The organism is Pseudomonas sp. TCU-HL1 (assembly GCF_001708505.1).
Lineage (GTDB): Bacteria > Pseudomonadota > Gammaproteobacteria > Pseudomonadales > Pseudomonadaceae > Metapseudomonas.
Window position 1 is genome coordinate 2,071,810 of record NZ_CP015992.1, and the last position, 25,494, is coordinate 2,097,303.

The following is a 25,494-nucleotide window of genomic DNA, read 5'->3' on the forward strand; positions in this document are numbered from 1 at the left end:
GCTTCATGGGACCTCATGCAGGCAAGGGCCCGCAAGGCCAGCGCGGGGTAGCGATGGTGGAGTTCACTATTGCGCTGCCGCTGCTGCTCCTGCTGCTGCTGGCCATCGGCGAGTTCGGTCGGCTGCTGTTCCAGTACAACAGCCTGCTGCAGGCCAATCGCGATGCGGTTCGCTATGTGGCCGGCAAGGCATGGAACCGGACCCTTGGACAAGTTGACCTGAGTGCCGGTCTGCAGGCGGAAACCAAGAACCTGGCCGTTTACGGCGTACCCGTGGCGCAGACCGGTGCGCAGCCGGTGGTGCCGGGGCTAACTACCGCCAATGTCCAGGTTTCCGCAGTGGCCGGCACCACTGACCACGTGCAGGTGAGCATCAGCTACAGCTTCCAGCCGTTGATCGGCAGCGGCATTCCTGCGCTGGTCGGTAGCCAGGTCCGCCTGGACTTTCCGCTGGTCGCTACCTCCGTCATGAGGGCGCTGTGATGAACATGCATCGGATGCGCGGGGTGTACGTGGTGGAGTTCGCCGTCATCGGGCTGTTGTTGTTCATCCTGCTTTTTGCTGTTCTGGAAATGGGGCGCCTGTACTTCACCGTCAATGCCCTAAATGAAACCGTGCGTCGCGGCGCCCGTCTGGCAGCGGTGTGCGATATCCGCGATCCGCGCATCCTGCGCCGTGCAATCTTCAATGCCGCGACGGACAGCGGTGCCAGCAGCCTGATCGGCAGTCTGGATACGGCTGATCTGACCTTGACTTACCTGGACGAGAACGGTGCGACCGTCGCCAGTCCGGACGACCTGAGCGGTGCCACGGGATTCCGCGCCATCCGCTTTGTCCAGTTGCGGCTGCAGAACTTCAGTTTCGACCTGTTGATCCCGGTGCTTGGCGGGAGCATCACATTGCAGGAGTTCAGGTCGACCTTCCCCCGTGAAAGCCTCGGCCGCCATGCCGAGGCGGACGCCTTACCGGAGATCACGCCATGCTGAACATCAGAGGCGCCTCGACCGTCCACCCGGTAGGACAACAGGGCCAGCGGCTGTTGATCAGCAGCCGCGACGCGGCGGCACTGCGTCATCTCCAGGGGTGCTGCCAGCGCCTGCCGGGCCTGCTGGTGAGCACGCGCCTGGTGACCAACGGACATACCGACCCGCTCTACGGGCTGGAGCAGATGCCCGACTTCCTGCTCCTGCGCGTCAGCCATCTCTGGCGCGAAGAACTGGCGGCCCTGCTGCAGCGTCCCGCGCAGGAGCGTCCGCCCCTGCTGGTGTGCGGCCCGCTAAACGAGCGTGATGGCATACGCCTGGCCATGCAGGCCGGCGCACGTGACTTCCTGCCCGAACCCGTCGCGGAAGAAGAGTTGCGCGCGGCCCTCGGTCGCATGCTGGTGGAGTCCCGTAGTGGTGGCTCCACGGGCGGCAAGCTCATCGCTGTGATGAATGCCAAGGGCGGATCCGGGGCGACCCTGCTGGCCTGCAATCTCGCCCAACAGCTCAGCGCCGCGGGCAAGGGCACCTTGTTGCTGGACCTGGACCTGCAGTTCGGCAGCGTCTCCCATTATCTGGATGTGCGGGCCTTCCACAGCCACCTGGATGTATTGCAGCAGGTCGACGAACTGGACGGCGTGGCGTTGCGAGGTTTCTGCAGCCACTTCAGTCCGGAGCTGCACGTGCTCGGTGGGCGCTCCAGTGAACTCTGTCTGTCCCAGGACGTGCGGCTGGAGCAATTGGAAAGCCTGTTGCGATTGGCTCGAACCACCTATGACTGGGTCGTGGTGGATCTGCCAAGACAGATCGACCATATCACCGGGGTCACCCTGGAGCAGGCCGATCGGGTGTACATCGTGGTGCAGCAAAGTCTGAGCCATCTGAAGGATGCCACGCGCCTGGTGCGAATCCTGCGGGACGACCTCGGGGTGCAGGGAAACCGCCTGCAGGTGGTGGTCAACCGTTACAACAAGGCTTCGCCCGTGACGCTGAAGGATATAGCAGAGGCATTGCGCTGCGCGGACTTGCAGAAGTTGCCCAATGAGTATGCGGTGGTGAGTGAAAGCCAGAATACCGGCGTGCCGCTGGCCCTGAGTGCGCCGCGGGCGCCGGTAACCCTGGCATTGCGTGAACTGAGCCAGGAGTTGCTCGGCACGGAAACTGCCACCCAGGGCTTGCTGAAACGTACCTTCGGCCGATTGTTCAGGGGATAGATCATGCTCAGCGAATTTCGCAATCGTCTGCGTCAGCCTGCCGGATCGAAAGGCCAGCAGCCAGCAACTACCGAGACCGAGGAACCCGCCAGCGCCTTGATGGCCTGGGAGGTCAGTGCCCCGGATACCTTGTACGAGACTAGGACCCAACTCAATCCGGTTGAAGCCGAGTGGCGGGAGAAGATCTACCAGCAGTTGCTCAAGGTAATGGACTTGTCCTTGCTGGATTCCCTCGAGCCCGCCGAGGCCGCACGGCAAATTCGGGAGATCTGCCTGCGCCTGCTGGACGAGCACTCGGCTCCGGTGAACTCCGGCTGTCGCCAACTGATCATCAAACAGATCACTGACGAGGTACTCGGTCTCGGGCCGCTGGAGCCCTTGCTGGCCGATCACAGTGTGTCCGACATCCTGGTCAACGGACATGCTTCGGTGTACGTCGAGCGCCATGGCAAGCTGCAGCGTACCGATGTTCGCTTTCGCGACGACCAGCACCTGTTGAACATCATCGACCGTATCGTCTCCAGCCTGGGGCGGCGCATCGACGAGTCGTCGCCCCTGGTGGATGCGCGGCTGAAAGACGGTTCGCGGGTCAACGCTATCATCCCGCCGCTGGCCATCGACGGGCCGAGCCTGTCGATTCGGCGGTTCGCGGTCGACCTGCTGAACGCTGAAAGTCTGGTCCAGATGGGCACCCTGACGCCGGCCATCGCCCTGGTGCTCAAGGCGATCGTGCGCGGCCGCCTAAACATGCTGGTGTCCGGCGGTACCGGCACCGGCAAGACCACCATGCTCAACGTGCTGTCCAGCTTCATCCCGCACAACGAACGCATCGTCACCATCGAGGACTCCGCTGAATTGCAGCTGCAGCAGCCGCACACGGTGCGTCTGGAAACCCGGCCGGCGAACATCGAGGGCCGCGGCGAGGTGAACCAGCGCGAACTGGTGCGCAACAGCCTGCGGATGCGCCCGGATCGCATCGTCATTGGCGAGGTGCGGGGGGGCGAGGCGCTGGACATGCTGACGGCGATGAATACCGGCCACGACGGTTCCCTCACCACCATCCACGCCAACACCGCGCGCGATGCCCTGGGGCGGATCGAGAACATGGTGTCGATGACCGGCGCCACCTTCCCGATAAAGGCCCTGCGCCAGCAGATCGCCTCGGCGATCGATGTCGTGATCCAGTTGGAACGGCAGGAAGACGGCAGGCGGCGCCTGGTCAGCGTGCAGGAAATCAATGGCATGGAGGGCGACATCATCACCATGACCGAGATCTTCGCGTTCGAGCGCCGGGGCATCGGCGAGCACGGGGAGGTGCTGGGCGACCATCGGCCCAGTGGCATGATTCCGGCCTTCCGCGATGTGCTGGCCAAGCGTGGCATCGAGCTGCCGCTGAACCTGTTCCGTCCGGAGTGGATGGAGGGCTGACACCATGAACCAGATTCCGTCCGAGTACATCCTGGCCTTTCTCGGCATGGTGTTCATTGCGGTGTTCCTGCTCAGTCAGGGGCTGGTGGTGCCGGTGTTCGGCGAGGCCAGCAAGGTGCGCAAGCGCATCCGCTCGCGGCTGGACCTGCTCGAACATGCCAGCAACCTGCCGAACATGCAGACGGTGCTGCGGCAGAAGTACCTGAAGCGCCTTTCGCCCTTGGAGGCCAGCCTGGAGCAGTTGATGTTCATGGAGCGCCTGGCGCAGATGATCGAGCAGTCCGGGCATGAGTACCGCTCCTACCGGGTGTTGCTGCTTGGCCTGCTCCTGGCGGTCGCCTCCGGTATAGGAGTCTGGTTCGCGCTGAAGCTCTGGTGGGCGGGGCTGATCGTTGCGTCGCTGGTGTTCTGGCTGCCGATCATCAAGATTGCCAGTGACCGCAACAAGCGTTTCGCTGCTTTCGAAGAGGGCTTGCCGGATGCCCTCGATGCCATGTGCCGCGCCCTGCGTGCCGGTCACCCCTTCAACGAAACGCTGCGCCTGGTGGCCGAAGAGCACAAGGGCCCGGTCGCCCATGAATTTGGTCAGACTTTTGCCGACATCAACTATGGCAATGATGTGCGCCGGGCCATGCTCGGTCTGCTGGAGCGGATGCCGAGCATGACGGTGATGATGCTGGTGACCTCGATCCTGATTCACCGGGAGTCCGGCGGCAATCTGACCGAGGTGCTGGAGCGTCTGGCCAGCCTTATCCGGGCGCGCTTTCGCTTTCAGCGCAAGGTCAAGACGCTGTCCGCCGAAGGGCGGATGTCGGCCTGGGTGCTGGTTGCAGTTCCCTTCGTGCTGTGCGCCGGGATCATGCTGACAACACCCTCCTACATACCTTTGCTGCTCAAGGAGCCCATGGGTCAGAAGATGGTGATGGCGGCTTTCGTCGCCATGCTGTTGGGCATCTTCTGGATTCGCAGGATCATTCGGATCCAGGTCTGAGTATTGGGAGTCAGATAGGAGAAGCGCGTCATGGACTATCTGCTTGGCCTGATCAGTGGTGCGGTGGGTGACCAGCAACTGGGGCGCCTGATTTTCCTCGGAGCCGTTTGCCTCAGTGCGATCCTGGCTGCAGTTACTCTCGGCATGCTGGTGTTCGGCCTGCAGAGCCCGGTGCAGCGGCGCCTGGCCATGATCAAGCGCGGCCATGGCGATCTGGTGGCCGGGCAGCGTCCTCCCGGGAACTTGCAATTGTTGCTGGAGCAGGTGGGCCAGCGCCTGGCCAGTGGCGAAGAGGGCAAAGCTTCCGCCACTCGAATGCTGCTAATGCACGCCGGCTACCGATCCGCCTCGGCGGTGCAGGTGTACTGGGCCATTCGCCTGCTCATGCCACTGCTGCTGCTGGGTATTTCGCTGCTGGCACTTCCTTTGATGCCGAAGCTGTCCCTCACAATTGTGCTGCTGCTGGCAGCGGTCGCCGTGGGGGTGGGCTGGCTGGTCCCGGCCGTAGTCGTGGAAAAGCGCAAGGAAGCCCGAATCAATCGCCTTCGCGTGGCCTTCCCCGATGCTCTGGACCTGATGGTGGTCTGCGTAGAGTCCGGTCTGGCCTTGCCCCAGGCCATCGAGCGGGTGGCCGAGGAAATGGCGGTGAGTCATTCGGAGTTGGCCGAGGAACTGGCCCTGGTCAATGCGGAAATCCGCGCTGGTATTCCCAGTGCTCAAGCGCTCAAGAACCTGGCTGAGCGAACCGGTCTTGAGGATGTGCAGGGGCTGGTCAGCCTGCTGGCGCAGAGTATCCGCTTCGGCACCAGCGTTGCCGATACGCTGCGTATCTATGCGGAGGAGTTTCGCGACCGTCGGACCCAGGCGGCCGAAGAGCAAGCAGCAAAAATCGGTACCAAGCTGGTTTTCCCACTAATCTTCTGCCTGTGGCCGAGCTTTTTCCTGGTGGCCATAGGACCCGCTGTTGTTGGAGTCCTCAAAGTATTCGGGAAGCTATGACATGAACAGAACCAGTCTGCTGTTAGCCACGCTGGCTGTGTTGTCCGGGTGCCAGAGCATGGGGCCGGAGAAAGTCAGCGGGATCCAGTCGGTCTACCGTGGTGACAACTCAGTGCTCTATCAGGTACAGACCCAGGCCGACTCCCCGGACCAGGCCATGCTGATGGCAGCCAGGTCCTACCAGGTCGGAGAGCTGGATCAGGCGCTGTTCCAGTACCTGCGCGCCATCGAACTGGACCCGAAGCGTTATGCGGCGCTGGTCTGGATAGGACGTATCCATCGTGAGCGGGGCAATACCCAGTTGGCCGAAATGGCTTTCGCCGATGTGCTGGCCAGCGACCCGGATAATCTCGACGCCCTTGGCGAGTCGGGTCTGCTCAATCTTTCCATTCGTCATCACGAGAAAGCCCAGGAGTTCCTGCTCAGGGCCGTGGGGGAAGATCAGCGCCGCTTGGGCGGCAGCGCCAAGGTGAGCCTCGCCGATGTCGCCCGGCTCAAGGTCGACAGTAAATCCCCGGTGCGGGTCTACAACGGATTGGGCGTGCTTGCGGACCTGCGCGAGGATTTCTCGGTTTCCGAAGGCTTCTATCGACTTGCGATGCAGATCGACCCCCGCTCGCCGCTGGTGCAGAACAGCCTGGGTTATTCCTATTACCTGGGTGGCAAGTGGCCTGAAGCCGAGCAGGCCTACAAGCGCGGCATCAGCAATGACCCGTCCTACGAGTCGCTCTGGCGCAACTACGGCCTGCTGCTGGCGCGCATGGGGCGCTACGAGGAGGCGATTTCGGCATTCGAGCAGGTGGAGAAACGCGCCGAGGCGAGCAACGACGTCGGCTACATCTGCCTGGTAGAAGGCAAGCTGGATGAGGCGGAGCAATTCTTCCGCAGCGCCATCGACCAGTCGCCCGCGCACTATGAAACCGCCTGGGACAACCTCAATCGGGTTCAGCAGATTCGCCGGCTTAGGGGGTTGGGAAGCAACTCGACGGTGGGAGAACCAGTGGCAGTGATACCAGGCGCCGAGGTGGCACCGGTCGCCTTGCCCTGATGGGCAACGAAGAAAGGGGGCAGGCCAGTGGCCTGCCCCTTTTCATTACTTGTTGACCGTGTCGGTCAGGGCCTTGGCCGGTACGAACTTGACCACTTTCTTCGCGGCGATCTCGATGGTCTTGCCGGTCTGCGGGTTTCGGCCGGTGCGGGCGGGGCGCTCGCCGACCTTCAGCTTGCCGATGCCCGGCAGGGTGATCTCATCACTGTTTTCCAGGGAATCGCTGACGATTTCGCTGAGCTGCTCCAGTACGGCGCGCACGGACGCCTTGGTGGTGTCGGTGGCTTCTGCGATGTCAGAGATCAGCTGGTCTTTGGTGATTGCCATGGTGTTGCTCCATTCAATGAGTGTCTGGCTTGTGGCCTGGCCGGTCACGCCGGCCCAGATGAGACAAGTGACGTGTCTGTTAGTGCGGCGATGATTGAGGTCGGGCGCCGGAACCCGTGGGGAAGCTAGCACAAAAGATTGGGAGAACCTGGCGGGGCCCCAATCCTTGCGTCGATTTGACGCAACCTATCGTCGGTCGTGGCAGCTGGTGGGGTGTTTCCGGGTCTGATTCGCAAGTGCTTGTAAGGAAACCGGTTTTAGCGGTTGTAAGTTGGCGAAGAGCCGGTACAATGGCGCGGCTCGCCGCTCTGGCGAGCGGCGTGATGGTGGCCCTGCCGGTCCCCCCGCAACGATCAGCCGTGAACCCGGTCAGGCCCGGAAGGGAGCAGCCGCAGCGGTGAAATCGTGTGCCGGGGTGTGGCTGGTGGGGTCACCTCCAATCTCTCCAGCTACCCATCCTCAACGGTAGCGCGCCAGTATCTCCTCGATTTCCCCTGACTCCTTCATCTGCAACAGTGTGCGCAAAATGCGCTGCGCCGGCAGTGCCGGGTCGTTGCGCACCAGGCAGCTCACGGGCTCTTCCTCGAGGATGCCGGCGTTCACCAGGTGGTCCGTGTTAGGCAGATCCCGGTTGAACCATTCGAGCGCCAGCTCATTGCTCACTGCATATTGATAGCGACCCGCCAGCAGCTTCTGCAGGACGAGTTCCTGGTTGCGTGCTTCGTCGCGCCGCAAGTCACCGTGATCGAACAGCTGCTGCAGGCGTGGATAGGTGTAGCCCAGCACAGTGCCGATGCTTTGGCCGGATAGCTTGTCCGGGCTGGACAGTTGCTCACTGGCTGAGCGTGCCACGATCAAGTCCCTTTGTTGGATGAAGGGCACGCTCCAGAGGTACTCCTCGCTGTTGGCGATCCATTTTGGGCTGATGTAGCAGCGCACATCGATCTCGCCCTGTTTCAAGGCCAGCTCTACGCGATTGCGCGGCAATACCTGGATTTGCGCCGGCACGTCGAGTCGTTGCGACAGGCGCTCGATCAGGTCATGGATGATGCCGCCGACGAGGCGATTTTCCTTGAACTCGGCCACGGGCATGGCCCAGCTGTCCACAGCCGAGAAGCGCAACGTCGCCGGGGCGGCGCTGCCAAGGGGGCTCCAGCATAGGAGTAGGGCGAGGACAAATGAGCGCATCGGGCTCCCTCGTCTGGGGGGCGGTGCTTCACAATGCCCGTTGCCGCGCGGATTGAACAGGGCGCCCTTCGCATCGGATGCAATTTGCGCATCGCTCCGCTAGCATTAGCGCCTTCTGCTTCCCCGACGCGATGGTTTTCAATGAGTTATCAGGTTCTTGCACGAAAATGGCGTCCGCGCTCGTTCCGCGAAATGGTCGGCCAGACCCATGTGCTGAAAGCCTTGATCAATGCCCTGGACAACCAGCGCCTGCACCACGCCTACCTGTTCACCGGTACGCGCGGCGTGGGCAAGACCACCATCGCGCGCATCCTGGCCAAGTGCCTGAACTGTGAAACGGGTATCAGCTCCACCCCCTGCGGCCAGTGCTCGGTCTGCCGGGAGATCGATGAAGGTCGCTTCGTCGACCTGATCGAAGTGGACGCCGCCAGTCGCACCAAGGTGGAAGACACCCGCGAACTGCTCGACAACGTGCAGTACGCCCCCAGCCGCGGTCGTTACAAGGTCTACCTGATCGACGAAGTGCACATGCTCTCCACGCACTCGTTCAACGCCCTGCTCAAGACCCTTGAAGAGCCGCCGCCCCACGTCAAGTTCCTGCTGGCCACCACCGACCCGCAGAAGTTGCCCGTCACTATCCTCTCGCGCTGCCTGCAGTTCTCCCTGAAGAACATGCCGCCGGAGCGGGTGGTCGAGCACCTGACCCATGTGCTCGGTGCGGAAAACGTACCGTTCGAAAATGACGCGCTCTGGCTGCTCGGCCGTGCCGCCGACGGCTCCATGCGTGATGCCATGAGCCTTACCGACCAGGCCATTGCCTTCGGTGATGGCAAGGTGCTCGCGGCTGATGTGCGCGCCATGCTCGGGACCCTCGATCATGGCCAGGTCTACGGTGTACTCCATGCGCTGCTGCAGGGTGATGCCCGGGCGCTGCTGGATGCCGTGAGCCACCTGGCCGAGCAAGGGCCGGACTGGAATGGCGTGCTCTCCGAAATGCTCAATGTGTTGCACCGCGTGGCGATTGCCCAGGTGCTGCCGGACGCCGTCGACAATGGCCAGGGCGACCGTGATCGCGTGCTGGCGCTGGCCCAGGCGCTGCCTGGCGAAGACGTGCAGTTCTACTACCAGATGGGCCTGATCGGCCGTCGCGACCTTCCCTTGGCGCCGGACCCGCGCAGTGGCTTCGAGATGGTGCTGTTGCGCATGCTGGCGTTCCGCCCGGCCGACGCCGAGGGCGCACCAAAGGTGGTTCTAAAGGACCCGGGGATCAGCCAGGCCACGACTGATCCCCAGACCAACCCAGTGGCCGGAGCTGCTTTGCCGGCTCCGGTTGCCGTTTCCACTCCGGCACCCGTACCCGTACAGTCCTCTGCACCGGTCGTTGTGCCGACGCCTGTGGTCAATCAACCTGTTGCGGCTCCGGCTCCGGCTCCGGCTCCGGCTCCGGTTCCGGCTCCGGTCGTCGATGTGCCTGCCTCGGTACCTGTCGTCGAGGCCCCGGTAGTCGTACCTGCAGTGGCAGAGGCACCGACGGCGCCAGTCGCAGCGCCCGTGCCTGAACCCACTCCTGAACCTGTGGTGGCGCAAGAGCCCGATCCTGTGGCCGAGGCGCCGGCTGTAGCCGAAGTGGTCGATCTGCCGTGGGAGGAGCCGTCTGTTGCGGTGGCGGAGTCTCCGGTAGTCGAGGCGCAGCCTGAGCCTGAGCGGGTTGTCGAGCCCGCGCCGCCTGCGGCCGAACCAGTTGCGACGCCTCAGCCACAGCCCGCAGCGGTTGTCGCCGCTGACGAGAGCGACGATGAGCCGCCGCCCGGTGACTACGACGAATACTACGAGGCTGATGCCGGCAGCATCGCGTATCTGGATGATCTCGGCCCGACTCCGGCGACCGTCGCCGAGCCTGAAGTCCTGCCTGCTGCGCAGCCGGCGACCGGCCTGGCCGCCGAATGGCTGGACCTGTTCCCGCGCCTTGGCCTGTCGGGCATGACGGGCAACATCGGCGCCAATTGCACCCTGGTGGCGGTTGACGGCGACGTTTGGCGCCTGCATCTGGATCCGGCGCAGAGCGCGCTGTTCAACGCCAACCAGCAGCGTCGCCTGAATGACGCGCTGAACCAGTACCACGGGCGTAATCTGAAACTTGAGGTCGACGTCATACGCCCTGAGCAGGAAACTCCGGCGCAAGCGGCTGCCCGCAAGCGTGCCGCTCGTCAGCATCAGGCCGAAGAAGCCATTGCCAGCGATCCGCTGGTGCTGAAAATGATCGAACTGTTCGGCGCTCAGGTGCGTGCCGACACCATTGAACCCCTTGACCGCTGAGGACAATCACCATGATGAAAGGTGGCATGGCAGGCCTGATGAAGCAGGCCCAGCAGATGCAGGAAAAAATGCAAAAGATGCAGGAAGAGCTGGCCAACGCCGAAGTGACCGGCCAGTCCGGCGCCGGCCTGGTGAGCGTGGTGATGACCGGTCGCCATGACGTCAAGCGCGTCTCCCTGGATGACAGCCTGATGCAGGAAGACAAGGAAATCCTGGAAGACCTGATCGCTGCCGCAGTGAACGATGCCGTGCGCAAGATCGAGCAGAACAACCAGGAAAAGATGGCGGGCATGACCGCCGGGATGCAGCTCCCCCCCGGCTTCAAAATGCCCTTCTAATCAACGTGACGCCCAGTCGACGCGCTTGACTGCGTTGCCGCCGGATTCGGAATCCTCATGTGCACCAGCACACTCCGGTTCCTCGTCCGTCGGCGCCTTGTCCTGCACGCCGCCTGGCCGCCACTACCTCCCCGCAATGCACCTCCCTTCCGGAACTGATACATGAGCTTCAGCCCGCTGATTCGCCAACTGATCGACGCACTGCGCATCCTGCCCGGCGTGGGCCAGAAAACGGCGCAGCGCATGGCGTTGCAGCTGCTGGAACGCGACCGCAGCGGTGGTTTGCGCCTGGCCCAGGCGCTGACGGTGGCGATGGAAGGGGTAGGGCACTGCAAACGGTGCCGGACCCTGAGCGAGGAGGAGCTCTGCCCGCAGTGCGCCGACCCGCGACGTGATGACGCCCTGCTCTGTGTGGTAGAGGGTCCGCTGGACGTGTTCGCCGTGGAGCAGACCGGTTATCGCGGTCGCTTCTTCGTGCTCAAGGGGCATCTGTCGCCGCTGGACGGCCTTGGCCCGGAGGCCATCGGCATTCCGGAGTTGATGGCGCGGATCGAGGTCAGTCAGTTCGCCGAGGTGATCCTGGCCACCAACCCCACCGTGGAAGGGGAGGCCACGGCTCACTACATTGCCCAGTTGCTGGCGCCCAAGTCCATCATTGTTTCCCGCATTGCCCACGGCGTGCCGTTGGGTGGGGAGCTGGAGTTAGTGGACGGCGGCACCCTGGCGCACGCCCTTGCAGGCCGTCGCCCGATCGGTCTCTGACCGCACAAGCCTTTTCCGCGCGAATCGAGACCGATACAGCCTTGCCGTTGGCATAAGTCTCGCCTTGAAAACCAAGCAAGCGCTCGGTAAGTTCTTTTGATCTTACCGGGGAGTCTTGCCATGTCTGCCTACCAGGAATACTTCGACGAATCCCATCAACTGGTGCGGGATTCTGTGCGGCGCTTCGTCGAGCGGGAAATTCTGCCCCATATCGCCGAGTGGGAGGAGGCGGAGGAATTTCCCCGCGAGCTCTACCTCAAGGCAGGTGCTGCGGGAATTCTCGGCATTGGCTACCCGGAGCAGTTCGGCGGCAGTCACGAAGGTGATCTGTTCGCCAAGGTGGCGGCCAGTGAGGAGCTGATGCGTAGTGGCTCCGGCGGGCTGGTGGCTGGTCTGGGTTCCCTGGATATCGGCCTGCCGCCGGTGCTCAAGTGGGGGCGCGCCGAACTGCGCGAGCGTGTCGTGCCACAAGTCCTGGCCGGCGAGAAGATCATGGCGTTGGCGGTCACCGAGCCCTCCGGCGGCTCGGATGTGGCCAATCTCAAGACCCGCGCCGTGCGCGACGGCGATTTCTATCGCGTCAGCGGCAGCAAGACCTTCATCACCAGTGGCGTGCGCGCGGACTACTACACAGTGGCGGTACGAACCGGTGGGGAGGGTTTCGGCGGCGTCAGCCTGTTGCTGGTGGAGAAAGGAACGCCGGGCTTCACCGTTGGCTGCAAGCTGAAGAAGATGGGCTGGTGGGCTTCGGATACCGCCGAGCTGTTCTTCGACGACTGCAAGGTGCCGGCAGAGAACCTGGTCGGCATGGAGAACATGGGCTTCGCCTGCATCATGGCCAACTTCCAAAGCGAGCGTCTCGCACTGGCCATCATGGCCAACATGACGGCACAGCTGGCTTTGGAGGAGTCCCTCAAGTGGGGGCGTGAGCGCGAGGCCTTCGGCAAGCCCATCGGCAAGTTCCAGGTGCTCAAGCATCGTCTGGCGGAAATGGCCACCCAGTTGGAAGTGTCCCGCGAGTTCACCTACCGCCAGGCGGCGAAGATGGCTGCCGGTAAGAGTGTGATCAAGGAAATCTCCATGGCGAAGAACTTCGCCACCGACATCGCCGACCGCCTGACCTATGACGCCGTGCAGATCATGGGAGGCATGGGTTACATGCGCGAGAGCCTGGTGGAGCGTCTGTATCGTGACGGCCGCATCCTGTCCATCGGTGGCGGTACGCGGGAAATCATGAACGAGATTATCGCCAGGCAAATGGATCTTTAAACAGGCTGGAACCTCGCGTGGTTTGGGGTCAGCTTCGCTGCTCTTGGCGAGTAAACATCCACGTTCGTAGAGCGTGGACTTGTGTTTGCCCCCTATAAGGGGGCCATCCTCACGCGCAGCACTCGGCTGATCTCCGCCACCGTGCCCAGCAGTAGGGTGCACCATGCGCACCGAGGCGATGGCGGTGACTCCGAGTCTGTCTCACGGTGCGCGCGGCGCACCCTACGGGGCCAGCAGCATCCTGCTGGTTTGCTGACTCGAATCGTCACAGGCAGAGCCGGTGACTCATGACCACGTCCTAAGGACGTGGTTTCCCAAGTTCAAATGAATTCGCCGCCACGTGCGGCCGATGGGTTCCTTTGACGCAAAAGAAAGGGGCACGCTTGTGGCGTGCCCCTTTGCCGTTTCGGGCGGGGTGACGGCCTGGCCGTCTGAAGGAGAGAGCGGCGGCTCCCGTGTGAGGAACTCCGCTGGAAGCCTGTGCTTCCGGGTGAAGCTGCCCGGCTCGGCCTTGTGGGCCGGCCGGGGTGGAACGGTGCCGCGCCCGGGAGCGCGGTGGTCGGTCAGCTGATGGTCATCAGGCTGGCGTTGCCGCCGGCGGCGGCGGTGTTGACGCTGATGGCGCGTTCGATCAGCAGGCGCTCCAGCGGGACCGCGGTTTCGCCTCGGGACAGGCCCTGGACGCCGATGATCGGGCCCTTGCGGGAGGCGACTTGCTGGCAAACGGTGCCCAGCTGGTCGGAGTCGCCGTGGTGCAGGACCGCATCGAACGCCACTTCGGACTGGCTCCAGTCCGCCACCAGTTGGATGCGGGCCTGCACGGGTTTCGGCAGGGCGCCGCGCAGCTTGCCGGTCAGCTCGCTGGTGGCCCAGAGCACGCTGCTACCAACGGCCAGTGCCGCGGCCAGCTGGGTCAGCAGGTCGGCTTCATCGTCAGCCAGGCAGAGCACGGCTTCGCGGGGCAGGAGCACGTAGGTGTTGCGCTCGCCGGTCGGGCCGGGGAGGACGCGACTCAGGCCACTTTGGGATTGCTCGGCAAAGCTGTGGCAGAGGCTGGCGAGGTTGTCCTTGCCATTCTTCGCAGCCCAGGCTTTCAGGGCTTCCAGTGGCTTGCCCAGACGCTCCTGAAGAGCATTGCGTTGCTGTGCGTCGGCGACATTGGTGCCGTCCAGGCGCTGGAAGGTGCGGCTCACGCCATCGGCCGGGCGAGTGGCGAGCAGGCGGTACATGTACAGCGGGCCGCCGGCTTTCGGGCCGGTGCCGGACAGGCCTTCGCCACCGAAGGGCTGCACGCCGACCACGGCGCCGACCATGTTGCGGTTGACGTAGAGGTTGCCGGCGTGGGCCTTGTCCACCACCTTGGCGATGGTTTCGTCGATGCGGGTATGCACGCCCAGGGTCAGGCCGTAGCCGGTGGCGTTGATCTGGTCGAGCATGGCATCCATGTCTTCGCGCTTGTAGCGCAGCAGGTGGAGGACCGGGCCGAAGATTTCGCGCTCCAGGTCGGCCAGGTTGTCCAGTTCGATCAGGGTCGGCATCACGAAGGTGCCGCGCTGCATCACATCACCCTCGGTGCGAGCGATCTGGAACACGCTGCGGCCTTTGCTGCGCATGGCCTGGATGTGCTTGTCGATGTTGGCCTTGGCTTCGGCGTCGATCACCGGGCCGATGTCCACATTCAGGTGCTCGGGGTTGCCGATGCGGCATTCGGCCATGGCGCCCTTGAGCATTTCCACCACGCGGTCGGCTACGTCTTCCTGCACGCACAATACGCGCAGCGCGGAGCAACGCTGGCCGGCGCTGTCGAAGGCGGAGGCGATCACGTCCGTCACCACCTGTTCGGCGAGGGCGGAGGAGTCGACGATCATGGCGTTCTGGCCGCCGGTTTCGGCGATCAGCGGGATCGGGCGGCCTTGGGCGTCGAGGCGGCCGGCAACATTGCGGGCGAGGATGCCAGCCACTTCGGTGGAGCCGGTGAACATCACGCCTTTGACGCGCTCGTCGCTCACCAGGGCGGCGCCCACGGTGTGGCCCAGGCCCGGCAGCAGTTGCACCACGCCTTCCGGAATTCCGGCTTGCAGCAGGATGCGCACGGCCTGGGCGGCGATCAGCGGAGTCTGCTCGGCCGGTTTGGCCAGCACGGTGTTGCCGGCGGCCAGTGCAGCGGCCACCTGGCCGGCGAAGATCGCCAGCGGGAAGTTCCACGGGCTGATGCAGACCACCGGGCCCAGCGGGCGGTGGCTGTCATTAGCGAAATCGTGGCGGGCCTGGGCGGCGTAGTAGCGCAGGAAGTCCACGGCCTCGCGCACTTCGGCGATGGCGTTGTTGAAGGTCTTGCCGGCTTCGCGGACAAGGATGCCCATCAGCGGCTGCATCTCCGCTTCCATCAGGTCGGCGGCGCGATCCAGGGCGGCGGCGCGCTCCACCGGCGGGGTGGATTGCCAGATCGGCGCGGCGGTGATGGAGGCCAGCACGGCATTGCCAACATCAGCGGTCGTGGCGTTCTGCACGTGGCCAACCACATCGCGGTGATCCGCCGGATTCAGCACGGGCTCGCTCGCACCTTCGCTGGTCGGGCAGCCGAGCATGGGCTGTGCGCGCCAGTCTGCATGGCCGGAGCCCAGCAGGGCGCTGGACAGCGAAGCCAGGCGGTGTTCGTTGGCCATGTCGATGCCGCTGGAGTTGACGCGGGCTTCGCCGTACAGGGCCTTGGGCTGGGGGATGCGCGGATGCGGCAGGCCCAGGGTGCCTTCGACGCTGGCCATGGATTCGGCACTGGTCACCGGGTCTTCCACCAGGTCCTTGATGGAGATGCTGTGGTCGGCGATGCGGTTGACGAAGCTGGTGTTGGCGCCGTTTTCCAGCAGGCGGCGGACCAGGTAGGCCAGCAGGGTTTCATGGGTGCCGACCGGTGCGTAGATGCGGCACGGGCGGTTCAGCTTGCCGTCGGCGATCTTGCCCACCACTTGCTCGTACAAGGGCTCGCCCATGCCGTGCAGGCACTGGAACTCGTACTGGCCCGGGTAGTAGTTCTGGCCGGCGATCTGGTAGATGGCCGACAGGGTGTGGGCGTTGTGGGTCGCGAACTGCGGGTAGATCGCGTCCGGTACGCCGAGCAGCTTGCGTGCGCAGGCGATGTAGGAAATGTCGGTGTAGACCTTGCGGCTGTAGACCGGGAAGCCTTCCAGGCCGTCGACCTGGGCGCGTTTGATCTCGCTGTCCCAGTAGGCGCCTTTCACCAGGCGGATCATCAGGCGGTGCTGGCTGCGGCGGGCGAGGTCGATCACATAGTCGATCACGTAAGGGCAGCGCTTCTGGTAGGCCTGGATGACAAAGCCGATGCCGTTCCAACCCTTCAGGGCCGGGTCGAAGCAGAGGCGCTCGAGCATGTCGAGGGAGATTTCCAGACGGTCGGCTTCTTCGGCATCGATGTTCAGGCCGATGTCGTACTGCTTGGCCAGTAGGGTCAGGGACAGCAGGCGCGGGTACAGCTCGCCCATCATGCGCTCGTACTGGGCGCGGCTGTAGCGCGGGTGCAGGGCGGAGAGCTTGATGGAGATACCCGGGCCTTCATAGATGCCGCGGCCATGGGAGGCCTTGCCGATGGCATGGATGGCCTGCTCGTAGGAGGCGTAGTAACGCTGGGCGTCTTCCTCGGTCAGCGCGGCTTCGCCGAGCATGTCGTAGGAGTAGCGGAAGCCCTTGGCTTCGAAGCTGGTGGCGTTGGCCAGGGCTTCGGCGATGGTTTCGCCGGTGACGAACTGCTCGCCCATCAGGCGCATGGCCATGTCCACGCCCTTGCGGATCACCGGCTCGCCGCTCTTGCCGATGATGCGGTTCAGCGAGCTGGAGAGGCCGGCTTCGTTGTGGGTCGACACCAGCTTGCCGGTGATCAGCAGGCCCCAGGAGGCAGCGTTGACGAACATCGATGGGCTCTGGCCCAGGTGTTGCTGCCAGTTGCCGGTGCTGATCTTGTCGCGGATCAGGGCGTCACGGGTGCCTTTGTCCGGGATACGCAGCAGGGCTTCGGCCAGGCACATCAGCGCCACGCCTTCCTGGGACGACAGGGAGAACTCCTGCAGCAGGCCCTGGACGATACCGGCGCGGCCGCCGGCGCTCTTCTGGTTGCGCAGCTTCTCGGCAATGCCGTAGGCCAGTTTGTAAGCGGCGTCGGCCATCTCGGCGGGCAGGCGGGCCTGCTCCAGCAGCATGGGTACGGCTTCCTGCTCGGGGCGGCGATAGGCGCCGGTGATCGCGGCGCGCAGCACGGACTGCGGCAGGATGCTTTCGGCGAAATCGAGGAACGGCTGGTGCGCGGCTTCGGGCAGGGCTTCGAGCGCGTCGTGGTCACCTTCGGCCAGGCGCTGGGCAATGCCCTGGAGTTCCGGCAGGGTCATGCCGCTTTCCAGCGCCTCGAGGTAGCTGAAGATCGCTTGCTTGATCAGCCAGTGCGGGGTGCGCTCGATCCTGCGCGCAGCTTCCTTGAGACGATCACGGGTAGCCTCGTCCAGTTTCACGCCAAGGGTGGTGCTCGTAGCCATTTCTTGTCCTCTTTTCAGCCGTATGCGACGGCATTAGCGGCGCAAAGAGTAGCGTTGTCCTACAAGGGGTGCAACCTGGTGCAACCAAAGGTCGTAGAACTTGCTTCGCTCTCCGGATGAAAGGTCCTGAGCAGCGTTGATCGGGTTGCACCTTGTTGGTGCGAAAGTCCGATTTTTCAGGCGGCCGGCAGGGCGAGGCCCGTCCGGTGGAGAAGGGTGCAACCCGGGTGCAGCCAACTTCAATCCGATCTGGAAAGCATAGGCGGCCCTCGGCGAAAGCCGAGGGTGCGAGGTGGCAGGCGACGGATGGCGGGTCAGGCCCTGGCAGCCTGGGCGGCCTCTACCTGGGCGAGGAGGGTCTGGCGGGCACTTTCGAGGATTCGGTCGGATAGCTCTTCACTCGCCACACTGCGGGCCAGGGTCAGTGCGCCCACTAGGGTGGCGAGCATGGACAGGCTCTGCTCGGCACTACCAGTTTCCTTTTCCAGCAGCTCCAGCATCCCGGTCAGGACGCCGTCGGTGATGGGGCTGGCATTGCCGCGTTGGCCAAGTTCAGCTGACATGGTCGGCAACGGGCAGCCTTGCTCGGGGTGGGCGCGGTGCTGGGGCGAGAGGTAACGCTCGAAGAAGGTCTTCAGCGGTTGCTCCTTGGCGAACGCCTTGACCCATTGTGCGTTGGCGTCATTCGCTGCAGCCTGGAGCGCTTCTTCCACCAGGGCGTCCTTGGACTTGAAGTGCGCGTAGAAACCGCCGTGAGTCAGGCCCAGCGCCTTCATCAAAGGCTGCAGGCCGGTGGCATCGATGCCATCGCTGCGGAAACGACGAGACGCTTCGGCAACGATGCGTTTATGGGTTTCGGCCTTGTGGTCTTCGGGGTAGCGCATGGCAGTCACCTCGTTCGGAACGTTGATATGGCGATTGTAATTCCTCGTTGCCGGTCGTGCGAGCCGGATCTTGGGCGTTAGTCCGTGGCAAGCGCCTGCTCCGCTTTCACCGCGCTGATGAATGCCTGCATGGCTGAGGATTTGATGCGGTGGCGACGGGTGATCAGGCCGAAGGGCGGCAGGCGCGGTTCGAAGGCGATGGGCAGCACTGCCAGCAGGTGTCGGCCGGGATAGTCCTCCACCACCGAACGCGGCGTGACGCCGATCATGTCGGTCTGCTGCAGCAGGGAAAGCAGGGTCATGATGGACGTGGTTTCGACGATGCTGCTGGGAATGTCCACCCGCGCATTGTGGAAGGCCTGGTTGACGATGGCGCGCATCGGGCTCGGATGCTGTTGCAGCACCCAGGTCATGCCCTGCAGTTCATTCCAGCCCAACGCCTGCGCGCTGGCGACCGGGTTCTGCGCGCCGGCGATCACGCAGAGCTCCTCTTCGCCGAGGCTGTGGAACAGCAGGTCATCGGCGCGCGCACCGGTGGGAATGCGCCCCAGCACCACGTCCAGTTGGTCCTGCAGCAGGGCCTGGACCAGTACATCGCTGGTGTCCACCTGAATGCTCATGGAGAGGCGGGGGTGGCTTTTCTTCAGGGTCGCAATGGTGCGTGTGAGCAGACCCGATGACAGCGCCGGAATGGCGCCTACCGTGACGCGGCCGAGGTTGCCGGATTCCAGCGCGGCCAGCTCCTCGCGCATGCCGGACAGTTCGGCAAAGACCATGCGCGCGTAGTAGATCACCGTCTCGCCGAAGGGCGTGGCGCGCATGCCTCGGGGCAGGCGTTCGAACAGCTCCACCCCGAGCAGGCCCTCGGCTTCGTGCAGCATCTTGGTGGCGGCGGGCTGGGTCATGCCGATCTCATCCGCCGCCCGACGCAAAGAGCCGAACTCCTTCAGGGCCAGCATCAGGCGCAATTGTCGCAGGCGCAGGCGGCTGTGGATGAGGGCGGCTTCGGGAATGCGCGACATGGGCAGGACTCGGCAATCAGGGAGCGGCAAGCCTGACAAGAATTGCCAGGCGCTGCCAAGGGGAGGGAGGAGTGGGGCACAGGATTGCGGCACCGATTTGTGGGAGCGAATTCATTCGCGAATGAATTCGCTCCCACGCGGCCTACTGGGCAGCCAGGTGTCGCTTGCGCACGCCGCACAGCGCCTTGGCACCCCGTGCCAGCAATGGCCAGAACAGCATCAGCAGCGCGGCGCTGGTCAGGCTACCCACCAGTGGGTTGGACCAGAAGATCGTCAGCTCACCGTTGGAGAACAGCATCGATTGGCGGAACGCGTCTTCGGCCTTGTCGCCCAGCACGGCGGCCAGCACCAGGGGGGCGATGGGGTAGCCAAGCTTCTTGAACAGGTAACCCAGGGCGCCGAAGCCCAGCATGAGGACCACATCGAACATGGAGTTGTGCACCGAGTAGGCGCCGATGGCGCAGACCATCACGATGATCGGGGCGATGATCGAGAACGGGATGCGCAGGATCGAGGCGAACAGCGGCACGGTGGCCAGCACCACGATCAGGCTGACGACGTTGCCCAGGTACATGCTGGCGATCAGCCCCCAGACGAAGTCGTGCTGCTCGACGAACAGCGTCGGTCCCGGATGCAGGCCCCAGATCATCAGGCCGCCAAGCATTACCGCTGCCGTGGCCGAGCCGGGAATCCCCAGGGTCAGCATCGGCAGCAGGGCGCTGGTGCCGGCGGAGTGATCGGCGGTTTCCGGGGCGATCACTCCTTCGATCTCGCCCTTGCCGAAGTTCTCGCGGTTCTTCGAGAAGCGCCGCGCCAAGCTGTAGCTCATGAACGATGCCGCCGTGGGGCCGCCGGGAGTGATGCCCATCCAGCAACCCACCAGCGCGCTGCGCAGCCAGGTCAGCCAGAAGCGTGGCAGCTTCGCCCAAGTGCGGAGGATCACCATCGGCGTGATGCGCGCGTGTTCGCCCCGGAACACCAGCCCTTCTTCCACCGTGCAGAGAATCTCGCCGATGCCGAATAGGCCGATCACCGCCACCTCGAAGCTGATCCCCGAGAGCAGCCAGCTCTGGTCGAAGGTCAGACGCAGGTCGCCGGACACCGTATCCATGCCGACGGCAGCCATGGCGAAGCCGATCATCATCGCCACCACCGTCTTCAGTGGCGGGTTCTTGCTCATGCCGATGAAGGTGCAGAACGCCAGCAGGTAGACGGCGAAGAACTCCGGCGAGCTGAACTGCATCGCGAAGTCGGCAATGCGGGTGGAGAGGAAGGTCAGCAGCAGCACGCCGACCAGCGCACCCAGCAGGGCCGAGGTGAAGGCGGCGGTCAGCGCTTCGGCAGCCTTGCCCTGACGGGCCATGGGGTAGCCGTCGAAGGTGGTTGCCACCGAAGACGGCTCGCCGGGGATGTTGAACAGGATCGAGGTGATTGAGCCACCGAACAGTGCGCCCCAGTACATACAGGAGAGCAGGATGATCGCCGACACCGGCTCCATAGTGAAGGTCAGTGGCAGCAGCAGCGCTACGCCATTGGGCGCCCCCAGGCCCGGCAGCACGCCGACCAGGATGCCCAGCAACACCCCCACCACCATCAGGCCGATATGGCCGGGAGTTAGAATCAGGTTCATGCCGTGCATGAGGGATTCGAGTTCGCTCATTTAAGCAGGCCTCCCAGCATGGCCAGCGGGCCGGCTTGCAGCGGCACCTTGAACCAGAGCGCGAAGATCAGGTAGCTGGCCAGGGTCGCGCCACAGGACACGGCGAAGATCGCCAGCCATACATAGGGCTTCCCGTGCTGGCGGTCGCGCCACATGAACCAGGCGATGAAACCCGCCGAGGCCAGGTAAATGCCGGTGAATAGCATGGCGGCCACGTACAGGGCGATGGGCAGGAACACCGCCAGCACCTGGCGGAAGGCGCCTCGGCTGACGAAGGCCTCGCCCAGGGCGCGCCAGTGCAGTCCTGTCAGTAGCAGGTTGGCCAGGCTGGCACCGGTCAGCAGCAGGCCGATGTAGAAGGGAAAGTAACCCGGCTCCGGGCCGGCATCGCCCCAGCCGATACCGCTGGCGTAGCTTCCGTACATCACCACGCCGCCCAGGGCGGCAGTGAAGAGCGCGAGGCCGGATTCCACCCAGCGGGTGCCGACCAGCGCGGACGAGTCTTGGTTCGTAGACATCTGCTCACCCCACTGACGGGCGCTGCGCGGGGCAGCGCCCGTGTTGGATCACTTGCGCAGCCAGCCGGCCTGCTGGAAGACCGGGGTTACCCGGGCGGTGTCCTTCTCGATGTAGGCGTTCAGCTCGTCGCCGGCGAGGAAGGTCGGCACCAGTGCGTTGCGCTGGACGTAGGCCTTGAACTCGGGGGTCTGGCTGACCTTGCGCAGCAGCTCGACATAGAACGTGCGTTGCTCGGGGGTGACCTCGCCGGCCATGAACACGGTGCGCGGGAAGCGGTACTGGTCGACGCCCAGGCCCTGTTCCTTGCAGGTGGGGATGTCGGCCCAGCTCTGCTCACCGGCAACTTTCTCGGTGTAGGCCATGCGCTGGTGGCTGAACACGCAGAGCGGCTGGACCTGGTTGCCGCGCCACTGGCTCAGGCTCTCGGCCGGGTTGTTGACGTTGGAGGAGATGTGCTTGCCGGCCAGTTGCGTGGCCGCTTCGCTGCCGCTCTTGAAGGGTATGTAGGTGAGCTTGCTGCCGGTCGTCTGGTTGAGCAGCAGGGTCAGGGTCTGGTCCACGTCCTTGGACTGGCTGCCGCCCATGCGCAGCTTCGCCGGGTCGGCCTTGACCTGTTCGTAATAACCCTTGGCGTCTTTCCAGGCGGCACCCTGATAGGTCCAGAGGATGAAGTCGTCTTCGGCCACTGCAGCGACCGGGGTGAGGTCGGTCCACTGGTAGCCGAGCTTGGCGACCAGGGGCAGCAGGTAGACATTGTTGGTGCCGATCACCAGGCGCTCGGCGTCACCCTTGGACAGTTTCATGTCCAGGAATGCCTCGGCACCGTTGCCGCCGCCCTTGTTCAGCACCACGGTGTTCACGTCCATCAGCTTGTGCTGGCTGATGATCGACTGGATCAGGCGGCCGAGCTGGTCGGTGCCGCCGCCAGGTCCTCCGGCGACCACGATCTCGACATTCTTCTCGGGTTGCCAGGTACTGGCGAGTGCTGGGAGGGCGCTGGCGCAGAGCAGGGTGCATCCGGCGAGCAGGCGAGCGATATGACGAACGGGGGGGGTTCGCATGGTGGACCTCTTCTTGTGCTTGTTATGGGTGGGCCGAGTGTGGGAAGCGGGAGCTATCACGTCTACTCAATAAATCGCATACAGCGATAGCCTGGAGTTATCGCTTACCGCTCCAGCGCCCCAGGCTGGCATATCAGCCTTTCGGGAAGCCTTCACCCACGCGGGTTCGATCTTCCGATATCCCCAGGGAATAGGTCTATGAGGAGTTTTGATTAGACGGTTATTGCTCCGGTTTGGAATAGTTCGTCCATACCAAGAGCGCCCCAGACCTGCCACAGGGCACCACTGACACGAGGACAACCGCATGAGCAACGCCCGCCTTCCCCGCATCGCCATGGTCCTGGGCGACCCCGCCGGCATCGGTCCGGAACTGATCGCCCGGCTGTTGGCCGAGCCCGAGGTGCGCCGGCAGGCCCATGTGCTGCTGATCGCCGACGAAGCGGAAATGCGCAAGGGGATGCAGATCGCCGGTTGCGAGTTTCCCTACCGGCCGGTCGCTTCCCTGGAGAACCTGGAGTTCACCGATGAGGTGCCGCTGTTCTATCAGTACCGGGGTGCGGCCGAAGGGCCGTTCCCGCGCAGCGAAGCCAGCGTCGTCGGCGGGCGCTACAGCCTGGACACCCTGGAAGTGGCCTTGCGCCTGACTGCCGGCAAGGTCACCGACGCCATTCTCTTCGGCCCGCTGAACAAGACCTCCCTGCACATGGCCGGTATGGCCCACAGCGACGAATTGCACTGGTTCGCCGAATACCTCGACTTCCAGGGACCATTCTGCGAGTTCAACGTGCTGGACAACCTCTGGACCTCGCGGGTGACTTCCCACATCGCCCTGGCCGATGTGCCCGGCATGATCAGGCACGACCGCGTAGTGGAAGCCATTCGGCTGATCGACACCGCCCTCAAGCGCAGCGGACTGGAAAAGCCGCGTATCGGTGTCTGCGGGCTCAACCCGCACAACGGCGACAACGGCAGCTTTGGCCGCGAAGAGTTGGACATCATCGGCCCGGCCGTCCGCACGGCGCAGGAGCAGGGCATCGATGCCGATGGGCCTTATCCGGCGGACACCATCTTCCTCAAGGTGCAGGGCGATGCGCGGGTGTTCGACGCGGTGGTGACCATGTATCACGACCAGGGGCAGATCGCGATCAAACTCATGGGCTTCTCCCGCGGCGTGACGGTCCAGGGCGGCCTGCCCATACCCATCACCACGCCAGCCCACGGCACTGCCTTCGATATCGCCGGGCAGGGCAAGGCCAACGTTGGCGCCACGCGCCAGGCCTTCGAGATCGCTTGTCGCATGGGTCGCAACCGGGCCTGAGCCCCGCGCCAACCCTTAACCTCGTTCTTGCTTTCACCGCGCCACCCAATGGGTGAGCGCGGTTTTTGCGTTATCTGCTGGCTGGTGAATTGATAACCGACCGAGTGTGGCGTGGCGATGATGTATTGCTTGTGGTTATCACTGAATGAGCACAAGTGATTATTCGCCGCCCCTTGCGCTGGCTAGAGTCGGCCTCGACGAAAGCACCTCGCGACTCGTTGCATTACCTACAAGAAGCCCGCCCTGTCTCCTCGCAAGACGATTATTGGCAACAGAAGGACCTCACAATGACAATTACGAATTCCCTGCCTGGGACGCTGGTCTCGGCCATCGCCAAGAGCCGCCTGCGGCTACTGCCCTTTCTCATCCTGATGTACGTGCTGGCCTTCATCGACCGGGCCAACGTGGGCTATGCGCGCACCTTCCTGCAGGCCGATACCGGTCTCAGCGATGCCGCCTTCGCCTTCGGCGCCAGCATCTTCTTCATCGGTTACGCCTGCTTCGAAGTACCGAGCAACTTGATGCTTCACCGCCTCGGCGCGCGCGTCTGGCTGTGCCGGATCATGGTCACCTGGGGCCTCGTCTCGGCCGCCATGATGTTCGCCGACAGCGCTACCGCCTTCTACGTGCTGCGCTTCATGCTGGGCGTGGCGGAAGCCGGCTTCTTCCCCGGCATCATCCTGTACCTCACCTACTGGTTCCCGGCGAAGAGCCGTGGCCAGGCGTTGGGGATGTTCTACTTCGGGCTGCCGCTGGCGCTGGTGCTGGGCGGTCCGCTGTCGGGCTGGCTGCTGGAGTTCCATGGCATCTTCGGCATGACCAACTGGCAATGGCTGTTCGTGGTCGAGGGCCTGATGGCGTCGGTGGTGGGGATAGCCGCCTACTTCTATCTGGTGGATCGCCCGCGTGATGCCCGCTGGCTGAGTGCGGAGGAGAAGGCCGCGCTGGAGGACAAGCTGGCCGAGGAGGACGCCCAGAAGCGCGGCCACAGCCCCCATGGATTCCTCAGCGCGCTACGCAGTGGCCAGGTGCTGAAGTTCTGCCTGGTCTACTTCACCGTGCAGATGAGCGTGTATGGCGTGGTCTTCTACCTGCCCACCCGCATCGCCGGCTTCCTCGACGGCCAGGTGGGCTTGAGTGTCGGCCTGCTCACCGCCATTCCCTGGGCCTGTGCCCTGGTGGTGACCTGCCTGGTCACCCGCCATGCCGATCGCACCGGGCAACACCGCAACCTTGCTGCCCTGATGCTGGCGATGGCAGCGGCAGGTATCGCCGCATCGGCGCTCAGCACGAATCTGACCTTCGTGGTGATCGCCTTCTGCTTCGCCGCCTCCGGGTTCGTATCGGTACAGCCGCTGTTCTGGACCATCCCCACCAGCTACCTGAGCGGTGCGGCGGCGGCCAGTGGCATCGCCCTGATCAACTCCCTGGGCAACCTCGGCGGCTTTGTCGCGCCGAATCTCAAGACCCTGATGGAAACCCTCTTCGGCGACCCGCGCGCGGGCATGTTCGCCCTCGCCGTGGTCGCCGTCCTCGGTGCCCTGATGATCCTCCGCCTCAACACCCCCGAAAACGCTACCGAGCTGGCACTCGAGCCTGCCCGCGCGAAATGACTGCAGCCATAGGA

At 64.0% G+C, this 25,494-nt stretch carries 21 protein-coding genes and 1 other RNA gene; 14 read left to right on the top strand and 8 right to left on the bottom strand.

The genetic code is table 11. The features are described from left to right. Positions 1–5: 5 nt before the first annotated feature. Genes THL1_RS09590 through THL1_RS09620 form a run of 7 tightly spaced genes read left to right on the top strand, consistent with a single transcriptional unit; the run spans position 6 to position 6,662 of the window. A complete protein-coding gene (locus THL1_RS09590; protein WP_069083060.1) occupies positions 6–482 on the top strand; it encodes a TadE/TadG family type IV pilus assembly protein in 477 nt (158 codons plus the stop codon). Continuing rightward, positions 482–985 carry a TadE/TadG family type IV pilus assembly protein gene (locus THL1_RS09595; RefSeq protein ID WP_069083061.1) on the top strand — a complete coding sequence of 168 codons (504 nt, stop codon included), beginning with the start codon at positions 482–484 and terminating at the stop codon, positions 983–985. Before THL1_RS09590 ends, THL1_RS09595 begins: the two co-directional genes overlap by 1 nt. Continuing rightward, positions 979–2,196, top strand: a complete 1,218-nt coding sequence (locus tag THL1_RS09600; RefSeq protein WP_069083062.1) for an AAA family ATPase — start codon at positions 979–981, stop codon at positions 2,194–2,196. Before THL1_RS09595 ends, THL1_RS09600 begins: the two co-directional genes overlap by 7 nt. 3 nt (positions 2,197–2,199) lie before the next feature. Further along, on the top strand, positions 2,200–3,624 hold the full coding sequence (locus tag THL1_RS09605; RefSeq protein ID WP_069083063.1) for a CpaF family protein: 1,425 nt from the start codon (positions 2,200–2,202) through the stop codon (positions 3,622–3,624). A gap of 4 nt (positions 3,625–3,628) precedes the next feature. Continuing rightward, positions 3,629–4,615: a type II secretion system F family protein gene (locus THL1_RS09610; protein ID WP_069083064.1), complete on the top strand. Its 987-nt coding sequence runs from the start codon at positions 3,629–3,631 to the stop codon at positions 4,613–4,615. Positions 4,616–4,645: 30 nt separating this feature from the next. After that, positions 4,646–5,614 (top strand): type II secretion system F family protein, encoded by a 969-nt coding sequence (locus THL1_RS09615; RefSeq protein WP_069083065.1) that lies wholly within the window; start codon positions 4,646–4,648, stop codon positions 5,612–5,614. Position 5,615: 1 nt separating this feature from the next. Next, positions 5,616–6,662, top strand: a complete 1,047-nt coding sequence (locus THL1_RS09620; RefSeq protein ID WP_069083066.1) for a tetratricopeptide repeat protein — start codon at positions 5,616–5,618, stop codon at positions 6,660–6,662. A gap of 45 nt (positions 6,663–6,707) precedes the next feature. Here THL1_RS09620 and THL1_RS09625 read toward each other — a convergent pair whose 3' ends face one another. Next, positions 6,708–7,007: an HU family DNA-binding protein gene (locus THL1_RS09625; protein WP_257785030.1), complete on the bottom strand. Its 300-nt coding sequence runs from the start codon at positions 7,005–7,007 to the stop codon at positions 6,708–6,710. A gap of 315 nt (positions 7,008–7,322) precedes the next feature. Between THL1_RS09625 and ffs the strand changes: the two genes are divergently transcribed. Beyond that, an RNA gene (gene ffs, locus THL1_RS09630) (signal recognition particle sRNA small type) lies at positions 7,323–7,419 on the top strand. 29 nt (positions 7,420–7,448) lie between these two features. On the opposite strand, the gene THL1_RS09635 is transcribed toward ffs, so the two are convergent. Beyond that, positions 7,449–8,081, bottom strand: coding sequence for a substrate-binding periplasmic protein (locus THL1_RS09635; protein WP_414703731.1), 633 nt, complete (start codon positions 8,079–8,081; stop codon positions 7,449–7,451). 237 nt (positions 8,082–8,318) lie between these two features. Here THL1_RS09635 and dnaX point away from each other — a divergent pair, with 237 nt between their 5' ends. The 4 genes from dnaX to THL1_RS09655 all read left to right on the top strand — a co-directional run bounded on the left by dnaX (position 8,319) and on the right by THL1_RS09655 (position 12,862). Next, the gene (gene dnaX, locus THL1_RS09640) at positions 8,319–10,493 is read left to right on the top strand and encodes a DNA polymerase III subunit gamma/tau (protein ID WP_069083069.1); all 2,175 of its coding nucleotides are present in this window, start codon (positions 8,319–8,321) and stop codon (positions 10,491–10,493) included. Positions 10,494–10,504: 11 nt separating this feature from the next. Continuing rightward, positions 10,505–10,831, top strand: a complete 327-nt coding sequence (locus tag THL1_RS09645; protein ID WP_009619439.1) for a YbaB/EbfC family nucleoid-associated protein — start codon at positions 10,505–10,507, stop codon at positions 10,829–10,831. 162 nt (positions 10,832–10,993) lie between these two features. Then, the gene (gene recR, locus THL1_RS09650; RefSeq protein ID WP_069083070.1) at positions 10,994–11,593 is read left to right on the top strand and encodes a recombination mediator RecR; all 600 of its coding nucleotides are present in this window, start codon (positions 10,994–10,996) and stop codon (positions 11,591–11,593) included. Positions 11,594–11,713: 120 nt separating this feature from the next. Further along, positions 11,714–12,862 carry an acyl-CoA dehydrogenase family protein gene (locus THL1_RS09655; RefSeq protein WP_069083071.1) on the top strand — a complete coding sequence of 383 codons (1,149 nt, stop codon included), beginning with the start codon at positions 11,714–11,716 and terminating at the stop codon, positions 12,860–12,862. A gap of 563 nt (positions 12,863–13,425) precedes the next feature. Here the strand turns inward: THL1_RS09655 and putA are convergent. The 6 genes from putA to THL1_RS09685 all read right to left on the bottom strand — a co-directional run bounded on the left by putA (position 13,426) and on the right by THL1_RS09685 (position 22,549). After that, positions 13,426–17,403, bottom strand: a complete 3,978-nt coding sequence (gene putA, locus THL1_RS09660) for a trifunctional transcriptional regulator/proline dehydrogenase/L-glutamate gamma-semialdehyde dehydrogenase (RefSeq protein ID WP_069083072.1) — start codon at positions 17,401–17,403, stop codon at positions 13,426–13,428. A 314-nt stretch (positions 17,404–17,717) separates the two neighbouring features. Continuing rightward, on the bottom strand, positions 17,718–18,287 hold the full coding sequence (locus THL1_RS09665) for a TetR/AcrR family transcriptional regulator (RefSeq protein ID WP_069083073.1): 570 nt from the start codon (positions 18,285–18,287) through the stop codon (positions 17,718–17,720). Positions 18,288–18,364: 77 nt separating this feature from the next. Continuing rightward, positions 18,365–19,309, bottom strand: coding sequence for a LysR family transcriptional regulator (locus tag THL1_RS09670; RefSeq protein WP_069083074.1), 945 nt, complete (start codon positions 19,307–19,309; stop codon positions 18,365–18,367). A gap of 142 nt (positions 19,310–19,451) precedes the next feature. After that, complete coding sequence (locus THL1_RS09675) at positions 19,452–20,969, bottom strand: tripartite tricarboxylate transporter permease (RefSeq protein ID WP_069083075.1); 1,518 nt, start codon at positions 20,967–20,969, stop codon at positions 19,452–19,454. After that, a complete protein-coding gene (locus tag THL1_RS09680; protein WP_069083076.1) occupies positions 20,966–21,487 on the bottom strand; it encodes a tripartite tricarboxylate transporter TctB family protein in 522 nt (173 codons plus the stop codon). Before THL1_RS09680 ends, THL1_RS09675 begins: the two co-directional genes overlap by 4 nt. 48 nt (positions 21,488–21,535) lie before the next feature. After that, the gene (locus THL1_RS09685) at positions 21,536–22,549 is read right to left on the bottom strand and encodes a Bug family tripartite tricarboxylate transporter substrate binding protein (RefSeq protein ID WP_069083077.1); all 1,014 of its coding nucleotides are present in this window, start codon (positions 22,547–22,549) and stop codon (positions 21,536–21,538) included. A gap of 304 nt (positions 22,550–22,853) precedes the next feature. Here THL1_RS09685 and THL1_RS09690 point away from each other — a divergent pair, with 304 nt between their 5' ends. After that, complete coding sequence (locus THL1_RS09690) at positions 22,854–23,867, top strand: 4-hydroxythreonine-4-phosphate dehydrogenase PdxA (RefSeq protein ID WP_069083078.1); 1,014 nt, start codon at positions 22,854–22,856, stop codon at positions 23,865–23,867. 287 nt (positions 23,868–24,154) lie between these two features. Then, positions 24,155–25,480, top strand: a complete 1,326-nt coding sequence (locus THL1_RS09695; protein WP_069083079.1) for an MFS transporter — start codon at positions 24,155–24,157, stop codon at positions 25,478–25,480. The last annotated feature ends 14 nt before the right edge of the window (positions 25,481–25,494 follow it).

Excerpts from the sequence above, each read along its gene's own strand:
- THL1_RS09590 (WP_069083060.1), top strand. The coding sequence starts at position 6 with ATGGGACCTCATGCAGGCAAGGGCCCGCAAGGCCAGCGCGGGGTAGCG.
- THL1_RS09595 (WP_069083061.1), top strand. The coding sequence starts at position 482 with ATGAACATGCATCGGATGCGCGGGGTGTACGTGGTGGAGTTCGCCGTC.
- THL1_RS09600 (WP_069083062.1), top strand. The coding sequence starts at position 979 with ATGCTGAACATCAGAGGCGCCTCGACCGTCCACCCGGTAGGACAACAG.
- THL1_RS09605 (WP_069083063.1), top strand. The coding sequence starts at position 2,200 with ATGCTCAGCGAATTTCGCAATCGTCTGCGTCAGCCTGCCGGATCGAAA.
- THL1_RS09610 (WP_069083064.1), top strand. The coding sequence starts at position 3,629 with ATGAACCAGATTCCGTCCGAGTACATCCTGGCCTTTCTCGGCATGGTG.
- THL1_RS09615 (WP_069083065.1), top strand. The coding sequence starts at position 4,646 with ATGGACTATCTGCTTGGCCTGATCAGTGGTGCGGTGGGTGACCAGCAA.
- THL1_RS09620 (WP_069083066.1), top strand. The coding sequence starts at position 5,616 with ATGAACAGAACCAGTCTGCTGTTAGCCACGCTGGCTGTGTTGTCCGGG.
- THL1_RS09635 (WP_414703731.1), bottom strand. The coding sequence starts at position 8,081 with ATGCCCGTGGCCGAGTTCAAGGAAAATCGCCTCGTCGGCGGCATCATC.
- dnaX (WP_069083069.1), top strand. The coding sequence starts at position 8,319 with ATGAGTTATCAGGTTCTTGCACGAAAATGGCGTCCGCGCTCGTTCCGC.
- THL1_RS09645 (WP_009619439.1), top strand. The coding sequence starts at position 10,505 with ATGATGAAAGGTGGCATGGCAGGCCTGATGAAGCAGGCCCAGCAGATG.
- recR (WP_069083070.1), top strand. The coding sequence starts at position 10,994 with ATGAGCTTCAGCCCGCTGATTCGCCAACTGATCGACGCACTGCGCATC.
- THL1_RS09655 (WP_069083071.1), top strand. The coding sequence starts at position 11,714 with ATGTCTGCCTACCAGGAATACTTCGACGAATCCCATCAACTGGTGCGG.
- putA (WP_069083072.1), bottom strand. The coding sequence starts at position 17,403 with ATGGCTACGAGCACCACCCTTGGCGTGAAACTGGACGAGGCTACCCGT.
- THL1_RS09665 (WP_069083073.1), bottom strand. The coding sequence starts at position 18,287 with ATGCGCTACCCCGAAGACCACAAGGCCGAAACCCATAAACGCATCGTT.
- THL1_RS09670 (WP_069083074.1), bottom strand. The coding sequence starts at position 19,309 with ATGTCGCGCATTCCCGAAGCCGCCCTCATCCACAGCCGCCTGCGCCTG.
- THL1_RS09675 (WP_069083075.1), bottom strand. The coding sequence starts at position 20,969 with ATGAGCGAACTCGAATCCCTCATGCACGGCATGAACCTGATTCTAACT.
- THL1_RS09680 (WP_069083076.1), bottom strand. The coding sequence starts at position 21,487 with ATGTCTACGAACCAAGACTCGTCCGCGCTGGTCGGCACCCGCTGGGTG.
- THL1_RS09685 (WP_069083077.1), bottom strand. The coding sequence starts at position 22,549 with ATGCGAACCCCCCCCGTTCGTCATATCGCTCGCCTGCTCGCCGGATGC.
- THL1_RS09690 (WP_069083078.1), top strand. The coding sequence starts at position 22,854 with ATGAGCAACGCCCGCCTTCCCCGCATCGCCATGGTCCTGGGCGACCCC.
- THL1_RS09695 (WP_069083079.1), top strand. The coding sequence starts at position 24,155 with ATGACAATTACGAATTCCCTGCCTGGGACGCTGGTCTCGGCCATCGCC.